General features: G+C 71.4%; 13 protein-coding genes and 1 pseudogene. 7 read left to right on the top strand and 7 right to left on the bottom strand.

The window, feature by feature from the left end; all coding sequences use genetic code 11:
- The first annotated feature begins 42 nt into the window (after window positions 1-42).
- Window positions 43-1179 carry an HPP family protein gene (locus R0232_RS11905; RefSeq protein ID WP_093343066.1) on the top strand — a complete coding sequence of 379 codons (1137 nt, stop codon included), beginning with the start codon at window positions 43-45 and terminating at the stop codon, window positions 1177-1179.
- A 29-nt stretch (window positions 1180-1208) separates the two neighbouring features.
- Entirely contained in the window at window positions 1209-1529 is a 321-nt protein-coding gene (sugE, locus tag R0232_RS11900) for a quaternary ammonium compound efflux SMR transporter SugE (protein ID WP_093343472.1), read from the top strand.
- A 12-nt stretch (window positions 1530-1541) separates the two neighbouring features.
- On the opposite strand, the gene R0232_RS11895 is transcribed toward sugE, so the two are convergent.
- Genes R0232_RS11895 through R0232_RS11885 form a run of 3 tightly spaced genes read right to left on the bottom strand, consistent with a single transcriptional unit; the run spans window position 1542 to window position 4735 of the window.
- Window positions 1542-2528 (bottom strand): tripartite tricarboxylate transporter substrate binding protein, encoded by a 987-nt coding sequence (locus tag R0232_RS11895; protein WP_431512231.1) that lies wholly within the window; start codon window positions 2526-2528, stop codon window positions 1542-1544.
- Window positions 2529-2567: 39 nt separating this feature from the next.
- On the bottom strand, window positions 2568-3770 hold the full coding sequence (locus tag R0232_RS11890) for a CaiB/BaiF CoA transferase family protein (protein WP_431512230.1): 1203 nt from the start codon (window positions 3768-3770) through the stop codon (window positions 2568-2570).
- Window positions 3767-4735, bottom strand: a complete 969-nt coding sequence (locus R0232_RS11885; RefSeq protein ID WP_431512229.1) for a hydroxymethylglutaryl-CoA lyase — start codon at window positions 4733-4735, stop codon at window positions 3767-3769. Before R0232_RS11885 ends, R0232_RS11890 begins: the two co-directional genes overlap by 4 nt.
- Before the next feature lie 131 nt (window positions 4736-4866).
- Here R0232_RS11885 and R0232_RS11880 point away from each other — a divergent pair, with 131 nt between their 5' ends.
- From R0232_RS11880 to R0232_RS11860, 5 genes and pseudogenes are all read left to right on the top strand, one after another.
- Window positions 4867-5772, top strand: coding sequence for a LysR family transcriptional regulator (locus R0232_RS11880; protein WP_057590428.1), 906 nt, complete (start codon window positions 4867-4869; stop codon window positions 5770-5772).
- Between the two features lie 121 nt (window positions 5773-5893).
- Window positions 5894-6781: pseudogene (locus tag R0232_RS11875) on the top strand (MBL fold metallo-hydrolase); the annotation flags it as partial.
- On the top strand, window positions 6775-7503 hold the full coding sequence (locus R0232_RS11870; RefSeq protein WP_431512228.1) for a DsbA family protein: 729 nt from the start codon (window positions 6775-6777) through the stop codon (window positions 7501-7503). The pseudogene R0232_RS11875 and the gene R0232_RS11870, both read left to right, overlap by 7 nt.
- Window positions 7504-7635: 132 nt before the next feature.
- The gene (locus tag R0232_RS11865; protein ID WP_431512227.1) at window positions 7636-8946 is read left to right on the top strand and encodes a sigma-70 family RNA polymerase sigma factor; all 1311 of its coding nucleotides are present in this window, start codon (window positions 7636-7638) and stop codon (window positions 8944-8946) included.
- A gap of 144 nt (window positions 8947-9090) precedes the next feature.
- A complete protein-coding gene (locus R0232_RS11860) occupies window positions 9091-11481 on the top strand; it encodes a TonB-dependent siderophore receptor (protein WP_431512226.1) in 2391 nt (796 codons plus the stop codon).
- A gap of 27 nt (window positions 11482-11508) precedes the next feature.
- Here R0232_RS11860 and R0232_RS11855 read toward each other — a convergent pair whose 3' ends face one another.
- From R0232_RS11855 to R0232_RS11840, 4 genes are read right to left on the bottom strand one after another with little or no spacing between them, the layout of a single operon-like run.
- On the bottom strand, window positions 11509-12213 hold the full coding sequence (locus tag R0232_RS11855; protein WP_261213685.1) for an ABC transporter ATP-binding protein: 705 nt from the start codon (window positions 12211-12213) through the stop codon (window positions 11509-11511).
- Window positions 12206-12976, bottom strand: coding sequence for an ABC transporter ATP-binding protein (locus R0232_RS11850; RefSeq protein WP_431512225.1), 771 nt, complete (start codon window positions 12974-12976; stop codon window positions 12206-12208). The genes R0232_RS11855 and R0232_RS11850 overlap by 8 nt, the downstream gene beginning before the upstream one ends.
- Complete coding sequence (locus R0232_RS11845; protein WP_431512224.1) at window positions 12973-13971, bottom strand: branched-chain amino acid ABC transporter permease; 999 nt, start codon at window positions 13969-13971, stop codon at window positions 12973-12975. Before R0232_RS11845 ends, R0232_RS11850 begins: the two co-directional genes overlap by 4 nt.
- Window positions 13971-14843: a branched-chain amino acid ABC transporter permease gene (locus tag R0232_RS11840; protein WP_057595671.1), complete on the bottom strand. Its 873-nt coding sequence runs from the start codon at window positions 14841-14843 to the stop codon at window positions 13971-13973. Before R0232_RS11840 ends, R0232_RS11845 begins: the two co-directional genes overlap by 1 nt.
- Between the last annotated feature and the right edge of the window lie 70 nt (window positions 14844-14913).

Genomic DNA, 14913 nt, shown 5'->3' with positions numbered 1-14913 from the left:
GGCGAACGAACAAGAACAACACAGAGACACTCTTCGATCCGCATGTCCTCCGCCAACAAGCTCCTCGTCTATCTGCGCGCCTGGCTGCCGGGCCGCACCACCGTCGATGCGCGCGAGCGCCTGCGCGCCATGGGCGGCGCGGCGCTCGGGCTGCTGATCACGGCGCTGATCTGCCGCTGGATCGCGCAGACCCTCGGCGGCAATGCCGTGTGGCTGATCGCGCCGCTGGGCGCCAGCGCGGTGCTGGTGTTCGCGGTGCCGGCCAGCCCGCTCGCGCAGCCCTGGTCGGTGGTGGGCGGCAACACGCTGTCGGCCATCGTGGGCATCGCCAGCGTCAACTGGATTCCCGACCCGGCCGTGGCCGCCGCGGTCGCGGTCGGCGGCGCCATCGGCCTGATGTTCGTCGCGCGCTGCCTGCATCCGCCGGGCGGCGCCGCGGCGCTGCTCGCGGTGCTCACCCACACCACGCACCTGTCGTCGGCCTTCTTCCCCTTCTTCGTCAACTCGCTGCTGCTGGTGCTCGCGGGCGCGGCCTACAACAGCTTCACCGGCCGGCGCTATCCGCACGTGCAGGTGGCGCAGCCGCCGCGCGCCGACGCGCGCTTCAGCCAGGCCGACATCGATGCCGTGCTGGCGCGCTACAACCAGGTGCTCGACATCAGCCGCGACGACCTCGAGTCGCTGATCCAGCAGACCGAGCTCGAGAGCTACAAGCGGCGGCTCGGCACGCTGCACTGCGACGACATCATGTCGCGCACGCCGATCACGGTGGAGTTCGGCACGCCGCTGCAGGAGGCCTGGGCGCTGATGCACGAGCGCCGCATCAAGGCGCTGCCGGTGGTCGACCGCACGCGCCGCGTGGTGGGCATCGTCACGCAGGCCGACTTCTTCCGCCAGCTCGACCTGGCGCACCACGAAGGCATCGCGGGCCGGCTGCGCGACTTCATCCGCGCCACCCGCACCGTGGTGTCGAACAAGCCCGAGGTGGTGGGCCAGATCATGACGCGCCAGGTGCGCGTGGCCAGCGCCGACCGCCCCGTGGTCGAGCTGGTGCCGCTGTTCTCCGAGGGCGGCCACCACCACATCCCGATCATCGACGCCGAGAAGCGGCTGGCCGGCATGATCACCCAGTCGGATTTCGTGCGCGCGCTCTACAGCGCGGTGCGGCCCGGGAACTGACTCCCCTTTTTCTTCAAGGAGGCATGCGCATGGCCTGGATCGTGTTGTTCTTCGCCGGCCTGCTCGAGGTGGGCTGGGCCATCGGCCTCAAGTACACCGAGGGCTTCAGCCGCTTCTGGCCCTCGGTCGGCACCATCGCATCGATGGCGCTCAGCGTGGTGCTGCTCGGCTGGGCGATGCGCACCTTGCCGGTGGGCACGGCCTACGCGGTGTGGACCGGCATCGGCGCGGTCGGCACCGTGGTGCTGGGCATCGTGCTGTTCCAGGAACCCTCGAATGCCGCGCGGCTGGTCTGCGTCGGGCTGATCGTCGCGGGCATCCTGGGCCTGAAGCTCACGAGCGCGCACTGAGCGCCCGCGCGCTCACTCCAGCACCACGTTGGCCTTCTTCACCAGCGCCGCGTAGCGCGCCGCCTCGCTGCGGAAATAGGCCGCGGCCTGCTCGGGCGTGGTGGGCTTGATGAGGTTGCCCTGCTTGTCCATGGCCTCGCGCACCTCGGCGCTCGCGAAGGCCGCGGCCACGGCATCGTGCACGCGCTGCACCTCGGCCGCCTGCATCTTCGCGGGCCCGATCACCGCGAACCAGCCCTCGACCACGTAGTTCGGCAGCCCCTGCTCGGCGATGGTCGGCATCTCGGGCGCGGCCGGCGAGCGCGCCGGGCCGCACAGGCCGATGGCGCGCAGCGCGCCGCTCTTCAGGTGCGGCTGCACGGCCGGCAGCGCCACCACGCCCATCTCGACCTGGCCCGCGATCATGTCGGTGACCATCGGGCCCGTGCCCTTGTAGGGAATGTGCCGCGCCTTCACGCCGGCCTCGTCCATGAACATCTCGCCGGCCAGGTGGATGATGGTGCCGTTGCCCGAGGAAGCGTAGTTGTAGCCCTCGGGCTTGGCGCGCAGCAGCGCCACCAGCTCCTTCACGTTCTTCGCCGGCAGCTTCGGGTTCACCGCCAGCACCAGCGGCGTGGCGCCCACCACGCTGATCGGCGTCACGTCGGCGATCGGGTCGAAGGGCATCTTCCTGAACACCGCCGGGTTGATGACGTGGTTGTTCGACACCATGCCCAGGGTGAAGCCGTCGGGCACGGCCTTGACCACGGTCGAGGTGCCCGTGATGCCGCCCGCGCCCGGCTGGTTCTCGACCACCACCGGCTGGCCGAAGGCCTTGCCGAGCGCGACCGTGGCGGCGCGCACGATGGCGTCCACGCCCGAGCCCGCGCTGATCGGCAGGATGAAGCGCACGGGCCGGTCGCCCTGCGCCCAGGCGGGCCAGGCGGCGAGCGCGGCCGCGCCGGCGCCCAGGCCCAGCAGCGCGCGGCGGTTGATGAAGGAAGGCAGTGGGTTGCGCATCGTCTTGTCTCTCGTTGTAGTGGGGAAGAAAAAACCGGCCTAGGCCACGGCCGCGTCGTCGAGCAGCGCCTGCATCTGCGCCTCGCCGTAGCCGAGCTCGGCCAGCAGCTCGCGCGTGTGCTGGCCCAGCGTCGGCGGATCGAGGCGCACGCCCAGGCGCTCGCCGCCCAGCGTGATCGGGAACAGCGTGGTCTGCGCGGTCTGGCCCGCGCGCTCGCCGTCGGGCAGGCGGATGTCGGCCAGGCCGCCGGTGGCCAGCAGGTGCGGATCGGCGTAGAGGTCCTCGGGCCGCACGATCGGCGCGAACGGCAGGCCGCGCGCCTCGAAGAGCGCCGACAGCTCGGCGGCCGGGCGCGAAGCCAGCCGCGCGCGCAGGTCCGCCAGCAGGGTCGGGCGCAGCCGCACGCGGTCGTTGTTGGTGCGCAGCGCCGGGTCGGCCTTGAGGTCGTCGAAGCCCAGGGCATCGCAGAAGCTCTGCCACTGCGCGTCGCTGACCGCGGCCAGGAAGATCTGCTCGCCGTCCTTCACGGTGAACACGTCGTACAGCGCCCAGGCCGAGATGCGCTCGGGCATCGGCGCCGCGGCCTGGCCCGTGATCGCGTACTGCAGCATGTGCTGGCCGACCAGGAACACGTTGTTCTCGAACAGCGCCGAATGCACCTCCTGGCCCTCGCCGGTCTGGCCGCGCTGCATCAGCGCGGCCATCGCGCCGATGGCGCCGAACATGCCGCCCATGATGTCGTTGACGCTGGTGCCCGCGCGCAGCGGGTCGCCGGGCCGGCCGGTCATGTAGGCCAGCCCGCCCATCATCTGCACCACCTCGTCGAGCGCCGTGCGGTGCTCGTAAGGGCCGGGCAGGAAGCCCGTGTGGTTGACGTACACCAGCCGCGGGTTGAGCCGGCGCAGCGCGGCATAGTCGAGGCCGTACTTCCCCATGGTGCCGGGCTTGAAGTTCTGCGCCACCACGTCGGCGCCGGCGCACAGGCGCAGCGCGGCCTCGAGCCCCTGCGCATGGCGCAGGTCGAGCGCGATGCTCTTCTTGTTGCGGTTGAACATCGGGAAGAAGCCCGCGCCCGCGCCCAGCAGCTGGCGCGTGCGGTCGCCCTCGATCGGCTCGACCTTGATGACCTCGGCGCCGAGGTCGGCCAGCACCATGCCGCAGGTCGGGCCCATCACCATGTGGGTGAACTCGACCACGCGGATGCCGGCCAGCGGCAGGCGCTTCTCTTCGGGGGCGCTCATGCCGCCACCTCTTCCTGCGCGAAGGTCTTCGGGAAGCCCGCGCGCCACAGCGTGCCCTGCAACGTCTCGCCATCCAGCCATTGCGCCACGCGCCCGCGCAGCGCGAGCAGCTGCCGCAGGTCGACACCCGTGGCCACGCCCATGCTCTGCAGCATGAACAGCAGGTCCTCGGTGTCGACGTTGCCGCTGGCGCCCGGCGCATGCGGGCAGCCGCCGATGCCGGCCAGGCAGGCGTCGAAACGCGCGATGCCGACCTCGAGCGCCGCATAGACGTTGGCCAGCCCCAGCCCACGCGTGTCGTGGAAATGGCCGCACCACAGCCGCTCGCCCGCGATGGCCCGCGCGCGCTCGAACAGGCGGCGCACCATCGCCGGGTCGGCATAGCCGACGGTATCGGCCAGGCTCACGCGGTCGGCGCCCGCGTCGAGCAGCGCCTGCATCAGCCGCAGCACCTCCTCGGGCGCCACGGGACCCTGCAGCGTGCAGCCGAAGGCGGTGCCCACGCCGCCCTCGATCAGCGTCCTCGAGCCCGCGGCATCGCGCGCGGCGCGGATGCGGCCGACCTCGGCCACCACCTCGTCGGGCGTCTTGCGCAGGTTGGCGAGGCTGTGCGCATGGCTGGCCGACAGCGGCACCACCAGCAGGTCGGCCTCGCCCTCGATGGCGCGCTCGGCGCCCTTCAGGTTGGGCACCAGCACCGAGGCGAACAGGCCCGGCAGCGTCTTCGCGAAGGCCAGCAGCTCGGCCGTGTCGGCCAGTTGCGGAAGCAGCCGCGCGGGCACGAAGGAGCCGACCTCGATCTCGCGCTGCCCGGCCGCGTGGGCGGCGCGGATCCATTCGCGCTTGTGCGCGGTGGGCAGGGTGCGGGCGACGCTCTGCAGGCCGTCGCGCAGGCCCACTTCGCGCACGGTGGCGCGCGGCGGCAGGAAGGCGTGCGGGCGCGCCGGGGCGGAAGGTTCGGTCAAGGCGGTGTCTCCGTGGGATGGGTGTCTGGAATCGGCGTCATTCTTAGACTTTCCGATTCGATGCAGAAGCTATATTTCGGAAGCCGATCCGTTCCGAATCGGAACACCACGAAAACCACGGAGCCGACGCCATGCGCGACCTCGACCTCACCACCCTGCGCCTGTTCGTCTCGGTCTGCGAGACCCGCAGCATCGCGCGCGCCGGCGCTCAGGCCAGCATCGTCGGCTCGGCGATCAGCAAGCGGCTGGCGCAGCTCGAGGACACGCTCGGCACGCCGCTGTTCGTGCGGCGCCGCCGCGGCGTGGTGCCCACGGCCGCCGGCGAAACCCTGCTCGAGCATGCGCGCGCCATGCTCGGCAGCGTCAACCGCATCGAGCGTGACATGGCGGCCTATGCCGGCGGCATGCGCGGCCATGTGCGCATGCTGGCCTCGGCCTCGGTGATGGCCGAGTCGCTGGCCGAGGACGTGGCCGACTTCCTGCAGGACCCCGCGCACCGCAACATCCGCGTCGACATGGAAGAGCGCGTGAGCCCCGAGATCGTGCGCGGCATCCGCGAGGGCGTGGCCTCGATCGGCCTGTGCTGGGACGCGGCCGACCTCGAGGGCCTGCAGCGGCGCGACTACCGCAGCGACCACCTCGCGGTGGTGGCGCATCCCTCGCACCCGGTGGCGCGGATGCGCGAGGTGCGCTTCGAGCAGCTGCTCGACCACGAGTTCGTCGGCATGCCCGCGCTCAGCGCGGTGCAGCTGCTGCTCGCGCGCGAGGCCACGGCCGCGGGCAAGCCGCTGGTGCACCGCGTGCTGGTGTCGAACTTCGACGCCGCGCTGCGCGTGGTGCGCGCCGGCCTCGCGATCAGCGTGGTGCCGGCCGAGGTGGCGCAGCCCTTCACCGCGGCCTACGGCCTGTGCCTGATGCCGCTGGCCGACCCGTGGGCGAAGCGCCGCTTCGCTATCTGCTTTCGCGACGAGGCCTCGCTCTCGCCCGCGGCGCAGCTGCTGGTGGCGCACCTCGAGAAGCTGGCGCGGCGCGACTGAGCCGGTTCATTCGTCCGGATTTCGAAACGATCCTTTGCGCGGGAGCCGGTTTTTGTTTCGTTCGGCGCAATCCACACTGCGGGCTTCACCTGTCACACCCTCATCCGCAGAAAGAATCGCCATGTTCCGCCGCAGCTTCCTCGCCGCCACCGCGCTCTCCGCCCTCTCGACCTTCCCCACCTTCGGCATCGCCGCATCCGCCGCGCCCCTGAGGCTCGAGGTCTACAACCCGGGCGCGGCCTCGCTGTTTCCCGTCTCCTCGAGCATCGTCTCGGGCGAGAAGGAGGCCGTGCTGATCGACGCCCAGTTCCAGCGCAACGACGCGCAGGCGCTGGTGAAGAAGATCCAGGCCGGCGGCCGCAGACTCGCCACCGTCTACATCAGCCACAGCGACCCCGACTACTACTTCGGCCTCGACGTGATCCGTGCCGCCTTCCCCGACGCGAAGATCGTCGCCACGCCGCAGACCGTGGCAGCGATCCAGGCCTCGAAGGACGGCAAGCTGGCCCACTGGGGCCCGATCCTCAAGGACAACGCGCCGCAGTCGCTGGTCGTGCCCGAGCCGCTCGCGGGCGACACGATCGAGCTCGAGGGCCGCAAGATCCAGGTCGTCGGTCCCACGCCCGCGCGCACCGTCGCCTGGATTCCCTCGCTCAAGACCGTGGTCGGCGGCGTGCCCGTGTCGGCCAACATCCACCTGTGGGTGGCCGACACGCAGACGCCCGAGTCGCGCCGCGACTGGCGCCGCACGCTCGACCGCATCGCGGCGCTCAAGCCGAGGACCGTGGTGCCCGGCCACTACCTGCCGAACGCCGACGGCTCGACGCCCTCCACGCTCGCTTCGGTGAACTTCACGCGCGCCTACCTGCAGGCCTTCGAGACCGAGGCCGCCAAGGCCAAGGACTCGGCCGCGCTGATCGCCGCGATGAAGAAGCGCTACCCCAAGCTGGAAGACGCCTCCTCGCTCGAACTGAGCGCGAAGGTCATCAAGGGAGAGATGAAATGGCCGCAATGAACCCGGGCAGCCACGACGGCGCCACCCTGCACTGCATCTTCGACCCGCTGTGCGGCTGGTGCTATGCCGCCGCGCCGCTGGTCGAGGCGGCGCGCGAGGTGCCGGGCCTGCGGGTCGAACTGCATGGCGGCGGCATGATGACCGGCGCCAATCGCCGCGCCATCACGCCGCAATGGCGCGACTACGTGCTGCCGCACGACCGCCGCATCGCCGAGCTCACGGGCCAGCCCTTCGGCGAGGCCTACTTCGAAGGCCTGCTGCGCGACGGCACGGCCGTGATGGACTCGGAGCCGCCGACCACCGCGATCCTCGCGGCCGAGTCGCTGCGCGCGGGCGGCGCGCTCGACATGGCGCATCGCGTGCAGCGCGCGCACTACGCCGAGGGCCGGCGCATCGCCGATGCCGAGGTGCTGCAGGCGCTGGCCGTGGAACTGGGCTTCGACGGCGAAGCCTTCGCCGCGGCCTTCGCGCGGCTCTCGGGCGAGGCGACTGCGCAACACATCGAGGCCAGCCGCGCGCTGCTGCGCCGCGCGGGCGGCCAGGGCTTTCCGACCTTCGTGCTCGCGCGGCCCGATGGCGGCGCGAGCCGGGTCGACATCGGCCCGTGGCTGGGCCGGCCGGACGCATGGAAGGCGCAGCTCGCGAGCTTCGCGGCGCCGTCCGCGCCGGGAAATCCGACCCTGGGCAGCTGCGGCCCCGACGGCTGCGCGATCTGAAAACCGCCCGCCGGCCTGGACAGCCGGCGGCCGTGTTTCGTCGCGGAAGCGCTGAATTCGGAGGCTTCGCGGACAAATGAGAACTATTCTCGACAATAATCCGCCGGCGATCCGCGCGCCATCCCCCTTCCCATGTCCGCCCAACTCTCCCCCAGCCCGCTGCTGAAAGCCTTCCAGGACAGCTACCAGGAGCTGGTGCGGTTCATCGCGCGCCGCACCGGCAGCACGCACGATGCGCGCGAGCTGGCGCACGACACCTGGGTCCGGCTGGCCGAGCGCGCCGAGACGCGCGAGACCGAGACCGCGCCGCACGAAGGCGCCGCGCGCGCCTACGTCTACGCCGTGGCCGAGAACATCGCCATCGACCACCTGCGCCGCCGCCAGCGCAGCGCGGAGCGCTTCAGCCCGGCGGCCGTCGACATCGAGGCGGAACCGGCCGCCCACGGCCCCAGCGCGCGCGACGTGGCCGACGGCGTCGCCCACCGGCAGGCGCTCGACGCGGTGGATGCCGCGCTGCGCGCGCTGCCGCCGCGCAGCCGCGACATCTTCCTGGCCGACCGGCTCGAGGGCGCCTGCCATGCCGAGCTGGCGCTGCGCCATGGCGTGTCGGTCAAGACCGTCGAGCGCGAAGTGATGCGGGCGCTCGACAGCGTCGAGGCCGCGCTGCACCGCTGGCGCGGCGAGGCGGCGCCCGCGCGCACCGGCCGGCGCCGCGCGCTGTCGGCGCTGCTCGGCGTCTGCGGCCTGGGTGTCGGCAGCGCCACGCTCTGGCAGGCATGGCGCCAGTGGGTGCCGGGCTACAGCGCCCTGCTGTCGACCCCGATCGCCCGCATCCGGACCCAGGCGCTGCCCGACGGCAGCCAGCTCACGCTCGATGCCGCGAGCCGCGCCGAGGTCGTCTACTACGCCACGCGCCGCACCGTGCAACTGCTGGCCGGCAGCGCCTTCTTCGAGGTGGCGCGCGACGAGGCGCGACCCTTCGTGGTCCATGCGCTGGGCCACGAGATCACGGTGCTCGGCACGCGCTTCGAGGTCGCGCTGCAGGACGGCGGCGTGCGCGTGGCGGTCGAATCGGGCCAGGTGCGGGTGCGCAGCGCCGGCGGCGAGGAACGCACCCTGGGCGCGGGTGACCGCGCCTTCATCGATCCGGTGCGGCCGCTCTCCACCTCGCATCCGGCGGGCCCGGCCGCGGTCGCGCCGTGGCGCGAAGGCTGGCTCGACTTCGACCGCCAGCCGCTGGCCGAGGTGGTGGAGCGCCTGGCGCGCTACAGCCCGCGCCCGCTGCGCGTGGCGCCCGAGGCCGCGCAGCTCCCGGTGTTCGGCCGCGTGCGCATCGCCGAGGCTGGCGCCTGGCTGCGGCTGCTGCCGCGCAGCCTGCCGGTGCGCGTGCGCGAAGACGACGGGGCCGACCGCGCCCTGGTCATCGAACGCCGGCCCTCCTGAAGGCCGGCTTCGCTCGCCGCGTTTTTTTTGGCGCCGCGCGTGAGGGATCGCCGCCGCTCGCTCGTATCAGTCCATGGAGCCCGGAACATCCGCCACGCGGAAGCCCGGGGAATTCATGAACCCGACCCGAAGCCAGAGAACCGCATGCCTTCCCGCCACCGTCCCGCCCCCACCCTTCGACGCCATCTGGTCGCCGCCGCCGCGCTGTCCCTGGTCGCCCAGGCCGGCACGGGCGCCTGGGCCCAGAACAGCCCGGCCGCCGTCGACGCCCAAGCCATGGCGGGCGCCGCCGTCGTGGCCTTCTCGATCCCCGCGCAGCCGCTGGACCAGGCGCTGAACCAGTTCGCGCGCCAGGCCGGCCTGCAGTTGCTGGCCGCCCCGGCGCTGCTGCAGGGGCTGCGCGGACAGCCGGTCCAGGGCAGCCTGGCGGTCCACGCCGCGGCCGCGCAGTTGCTCCAGGGCAGCGGGCTGGCCGGCCGCGTGACGGGCAGCACGCTGGTGATCGAGAAGGCGCGCGATGCCACCGGCGCCGCGCTGCCGACCGTGACCGTGAACGCCGCCGCCGAGCGCGAGACCGGCCTCGGCCCGGTGCCGGGCTATGTCGCGCGGCGCAGCCAGACCGCGACCAAGACCGACACGCCGATCGTCGAGGTGCCGCAGTCGCTGTCCGTCATCGGGCGCGAGGAACTCGAGGCCCGCGGCGTGCAGACCATCATGGAAGCCGTGCGCTACGCGCCGGGCGTGGTGGCCGGCAACTGGGGCTACGACGCCCGCGGCATCGACTGGCTGCTGCTGCGCGGCTTCGATGCCACGGCCGGCAACGCCATGTACCGCGACGGCATGCTGCTGCCCGCCTACTCGCTGACCGAGCCCTACGGCCTCGAGCGCGTCGAGGTGCTGCGCGGCCCCTCGTCGGTGATGTTCGGCCTGGGCGACGCCGGCGGTATCATCAACCGCGTCAGCAAGATGCCCGGCACCACGACCACGCGCGAGATCGAGGTCCAGTACGGCAGCTTCCAGCGCAAGCAGCTCGCGGTCGACCTCGGCGGCGCCCTGAGCGACACGCTGAGCTACCGGCTGGTGGGCGTCGAGCTCGACAGCGACAGCCAGCAGCGCTACCCCAACGGCGCGCCCGCCGAGGTCAAGCGCAGCTACCTCGCACCCTCGCTGCGCTGGCAACCCTCGGCCGCCACCTCGTTCACGCTGCTCGGCGAGTTCCTGAAGAGCGACGCCAGCGACGACACCTTCAACGTGACCGACGCACGCGGCCGCGACACCGGCCTGATCCAGGGCGAGCCGAACTACAGCCGCATCAAGCAGCAGCAATCCTCGCTCGGCTACCTGTTCGAACACCATCTCGACGACAACTGGACGGTGCGCCAGAACATGCGCTACTTCGGCTTCGACACCGACAAGCACCACGTGGTGGTGAACCTCGCGCCCGATGGCTACACGCTGCGGCGCACGGCCCGCTTCGCCCCCGAGTGGGTCAACCAGTGGACCGCCGACACGCAGTTGCAGGGCCGCGTGCGCACCGGCGATGTCGAGCACACGCTGCTGTTCGGCGTCGACTGGTCGCGCGTGCGGTACACGGCCAAGCAGTTCTCGGGGCCGGCCCCCAGCCTCGACCTGCGCTTTCCGGTCAACGGCCTGCCGATCGCCGAGCCCATGCAGCCCGACAGCAACTTCACCCAGACCACCGAGCAGCTCGGCGTCTACGCGCAGGACCAGGTCAAGTTCGGCCCGCACTGGCTGCTCACGCTCGGCGGCCGGCAGGACCACGTGAAGTCCACCACCTTCGACCGCCTGAAGAGCGGCCGCACGACTCAGACCGACGACCGGTTCAGCGGCCGCGCCGCGCTGAGCTACCTGGTCGGCAACGGCTGGGCGCCCTACCTCAGCTATTCGGAATCCTTCATGCCGACCAGCGGCGTCGACCTGAACAACGAGCCCTTCCGCCCGAGCCGCGGCAAGCAGGTGGAGGCCGGCCTCAAGTTCCAGCCCGAGGGCGCGCGCTCGCTGTTCACCGCGGCCCTGTTCGACGTGCGCAAGTCCAACGTCGTGACCTACGACCAGAACACCTTCGAGGCCCGCCAGATCGGTCGCATCCGCTCGCGCGGCCTCGAGCTCGAGGCCAAGGCCGAGCTGGCGCGCGACCTGAACCTCACGGCCTCCTACACCTGGCTCGACACCAAGGTGCGCGAGAGCGCCAACGCCACCGAGCGCGGCAAGACGCCGATCCAGGTGCCGCGGAACACGGCCTCGCTCTGGCTCGACTACACGCTGGGCAACGGCTTCGGTTTCGGCGGCGGCCTGCGCTACATCGGCAAGCGCTGGAACGACGTGGGCAACACCTCGTCGGAAGGCGGCGTGGCGCTGATCGATGCCACCGTGCACTACAAGCGCGGCCCGTGGCGCTTCGCGCTGAGCGCCACCAACCTCGCCAACCGGCAGTACGCCGCCTCGCGGGCCTACGGCAAGTACTACCCCGGCAGCGACCGCGCGGTGGTCGCGAGCGCGAAGTACCAGTTCTGAACGCCCGAACGCGCGCGGGCACGCGACTCAGCGCGCCACGCCCAGCAAGCGATCGAGCACCTGCGGCTGCGCGCGCAGCGCGGCCGCGCTGTCGGCATGCACGATGGTCCCGTGGTCGAGCACCACGGCCTCGTCGGAGATCGCGAGGATCGCCTGCGGATGCTGCTCGACCACGATCGCGGCCAGGCCCTCGTCGCGCGTGATGCGGCGGATGGCGCGCAGCAGCTCCTCCACGATGATCGGCGCCAGGCCCTCGAGCGGCTCGTCGAGCAGCAGCAGCTTCGGGTTCAGCACCAGCGCGCGACCCACGGCCAGCATCTGCTGCTCGCCGCCCGACAGCTGGGTGCCGAGGTTGGTCTTGCGCTCGGCCAGGCGCGGGAACATCTCGTAGACGCGGCGCGGATTCCACGGCCCGGGCCGCTCCACGGCCGTGAGGTTCTCGTGCACGGTGAGCGACTTGAAGATGTTGCGCTCCTGCGGCACCCAGCCGATGCCGGCGGCCGCGCGCTGGTGCGGCGCGAGCCGGTGCAGCGCCTGGCCGCCGAGCGCGATGCTGCCGCCGTGCTGGCGCGTGGCGCCCGCGAGGGTGTTGATCAGCGTGGTCTTGCCCGTGCCGTTGCGGCCCAGCAGCGCGAGCGTGCGGCCCTCGCCGAGCGCGAAGGACACGTCGTGCAGCACCACGGCCTCGCCGTAGCCGGCGCTGAGGTTCTCGATGCGCAGCAGCTCAGACATGGGCGGCCTCCGCGGACTGGCCATGGCCGAGGTAGACCTCTTTGACCCGCGGGTCGTTGGCGATGGCCTCGGGATCGCCCTCGGTCAGCAGGGTGCCGTTGACCAGCACCGTCATGCGGTCGGCGAAGCTGAACACCAGGTCCATGTCGTGCTCGATCAGCAGCACCGACACGTCGGCCGGCAGCGCGGCCACGGTCTGCAGCAGCTCCTCGCGCTCGCCCGCGGGCACGCCGGCCACGGGTTCGTCGAGCAGCAGCACGCGCGGCTCGCAGGCCAGCGCGATCGCGATCTCGAGCAGCCGGCGCTTGCCGTAGGCCAGATGTTTCGTCTGCTGGTGCGCCACATCGGCCAGGTGGAACTGCTCGAGCAGCTGCCCCGCGCGCTCGGCCACCGCCTTGGTCGCGCCGAGCGGGCGCCACCATTGCGCGCCGATGCCCTGGTGCTGCGACACGACCAGCGCCAGCGTCTCGAGCGGCGTCATCGAGTCGAACAGCTGGTTGATCTGGAAGGTGCGCACCAGCCCGCGCGCCACGCGCTTGTGCGGCGCGAGGCGCGTGATGTCCTCGCCGAGCAGCGTGATGCGACCCTCGGAGGGCGTGAGCACGCCCGTGAGCTGGTTGATCAGGGTGGTCTTGCCGGCGCCGTTCGGGCCGATCAGCGCATGGCGCGCGCCGCGCCTGAGCTCCATCGAGACGTTGTTGGTGGCGGTGATGCCGCCGAAGCGCATCACCAGGCCGTGGGTGGAAAGCACGGTGTCGGTCATGCCGCACCGCCCTTCTTGCCGGCACCGAACCAGGTCCAGGGCTTGAGCAGACGATCGCGGCCCACGAGCACCAGCAGCACCAGGATCAGGCCGATCCAGAACATCCAGTACTGCGGAGTCACCGACGACAGCCAGGTCTGCAGCAGCTTGAAGACGATGGCGCCCGCGACGCCGCCGTAGAGCCAGCCCACGCCGCCGATCACCAGCATCAGCAGCACGTCGGCCGAGCGGTCGAAGGCCAGCACGTCGAGCGAGGCGAAGCCGGTGGTCTGCGCGAGCAGCGCGCCCGCGGCGCCGGCCACGCCGGCCGCCACGGTGTAGATCACGGCCAGCCGCGACACCACCGGGATGCCGATCGCCATGGCGCGCAGCCGGTTGTCGCGGATCGCCTTGAGCGTGGCGCCGAAGGGCGAATGCACGAGCCGGCGCATGACGAGGAACAGCACCAGCATCACCGCGAGCGAATACCAGGCGGCCGTGCGGCCGTAGAGGTCGAACTCGAACAGGCCGAGCACCGGCCCCATCACCACGCCCTGCAGGCCGTCGGCGCCGCCGGTCAGCCAGTCGAGCTTGTTGGCGAGCTCGAGCAGCAAGAGCGCGGTGCCGAGCGTGACCATCAGCCGCGTGAGGTCGCTGCCGCGCAGGATGGTGACGCTGGCCACCAGCCCGAGCAGCGCCGACAGCACGATGGCGAACAGCAGGCCCACGGTCGGGTCGGGCATCACCAGCTTGGCGAACAGCGCCGCGGCATAGGCGCCGAAGCCGAAGAAGGCCGCATGGCCCAGCGAAACGATGCCGGTGTAGCCGAGGATCAGGTCGAGCGACATCGCGAACAGCGCGACGATGGCGATCTCGTTGACCAGCAGCGAGTGCGAGGGCGTGATCAGCGGCAGCGCGAAGGCCACGGCCCACGCCACGAACTCGACCGGATGCCAGCGCGCCTTGCGCAGCAGCGGCGACTGGAAGTCGGAGGAGGAAGAAGAAGGCGCGCCCATCAGCGGCCCCCCTTGCGCGTGAACAGGCCTTGCGGGCGCCACATCAGGATCAGGATCATCAGCAGGTAGACGGTGAAGGCGCCCATCTTCGGAATGAAGTACTTGCCGGCCACGTCGGCGATGCCCAGCAGCAGCGCGGCCGCGAGCGGCCCGGTGATCGACGAGGTGCCGCCGACCGAGACCACGATCAGGAAATAGATCATGTACTTGAGCGGGAAGGTCGGGTCGAGGCCGAGGATCTCGGCACCGAGCGCACCGCCCAGCCCCGCGAGCCCCGAGCCGACCGCGAAGGTCAGCAGGAACACCACGTTGACGTTGATGCCCAGGCCCGCGGCCACGCGCGGGTCGTCGACTGCGGCGCGCAGCCGGCTGCCGAAGCGGGTCTTCGAGAGGATCAGCTGCAGCACCACGGTGAGCACCGCGCAGACCGCGATGATGAACAGCCGGTAGTGGCCCATGCCCAGCATCAGCGCGCCGTCGCCGAGCTCGGTGCGCCCGCGCAGCCATTCGGGCAGCTGCACGTTCTGCTGCGAGGAGCCCACGAAGTAGTCGATGGCGGCCACCGCCATGAAGGCCAGCCCGATCGAGAACAGCACCTGGTCGAGGTGCGGCTTGCCGTACATGGGCCGGTAGAGCGTGCGCTCGAGCAGCGCGCCGGCCAGCGCCACGACCACGAAGGCCAGCGGCAGGCACAGCATGAACGGCACGCCGAACTTCTGCATCGCGAACACGGTGAGATAACCGCCCGCCATCGCGAAGGCACCGTGCGCGAGGTTGATGAAGTTCATCAGCCCCAGCGTGACGGCCAGCCCCACGGCGAGCACGAACAGCAGCATGCCGTAGGCGATGCCGTCGAAAAGAATGGTGAGCATGGGAGTTCTGAAAACCGCCGGTTCTCTCTATCGCCGTTTCGGATTCGCGCCCCCACCGTTCAGGCTGAGC

The organism is Variovorax sp. DAIF25 (assembly GCF_050711835.1).
Classification (GTDB): Bacteria; Pseudomonadota; Gammaproteobacteria; order Burkholderiales; family Burkholderiaceae_C; genus Variovorax.
This window is presented reverse-complemented; position numbering and strand designations above follow the sequence as displayed.

Bases quoted from the DNA above. Each gene is read 5' to 3' on its own strand.
- R0232_RS11905 (WP_093343066.1), top strand. From the start codon at position 43: ATGTCCTCCGCCAACAAGCTCCTCGTCTATCTGCGCGCCTGGCTGCCG.
- sugE (WP_093343472.1), top strand. From the start codon at position 1,209: ATGGCCTGGATCGTGTTGTTCTTCGCCGGCCTGCTCGAGGTGGGCTGG.
- R0232_RS11895 (WP_431512231.1), bottom strand. From the start codon at position 2,528: ATGCGCAACCCACTGCCTTCCTTCATCAACCGCCGCGCGCTGCTGGGC.
- R0232_RS11890 (WP_431512230.1), bottom strand. From the start codon at position 3,770: ATGAGCGCCCCCGAAGAGAAGCGCCTGCCGCTGGCCGGCATCCGCGTG.
- R0232_RS11880 (WP_057590428.1), top strand. From the start codon at position 4,867: ATGCGCGACCTCGACCTCACCACCCTGCGCCTGTTCGTCTCGGTCTGC.
- R0232_RS11870 (WP_431512228.1), top strand. From the start codon at position 6,775: ATGGCCGCAATGAACCCGGGCAGCCACGACGGCGCCACCCTGCACTGC.
- R0232_RS11865 (WP_431512227.1), top strand. From the start codon at position 7,636: ATGTCCGCCCAACTCTCCCCCAGCCCGCTGCTGAAAGCCTTCCAGGAC.
- R0232_RS11860 (WP_431512226.1), top strand. From the start codon at position 9,091: ATGCCTTCCCGCCACCGTCCCGCCCCCACCCTTCGACGCCATCTGGTC.
- R0232_RS11855 (WP_261213685.1), bottom strand. From the start codon at position 12,213: ATGTCTGAGCTGCTGCGCATCGAGAACCTCAGCGCCGGCTACGGCGAG.
- R0232_RS11850 (WP_431512225.1), bottom strand. From the start codon at position 12,976: ATGACCGACACCGTGCTTTCCACCCACGGCCTGGTGATGCGCTTCGGC.
- R0232_RS11845 (WP_431512224.1), bottom strand. From the start codon at position 13,971: ATGGGCGCGCCTTCTTCTTCCTCCTCCGACTTCCAGTCGCCGCTGCTG.
- R0232_RS11840 (WP_057595671.1), bottom strand. From the start codon at position 14,843: ATGCTCACCATTCTTTTCGACGGCATCGCCTACGGCATGCTGCTGTTC.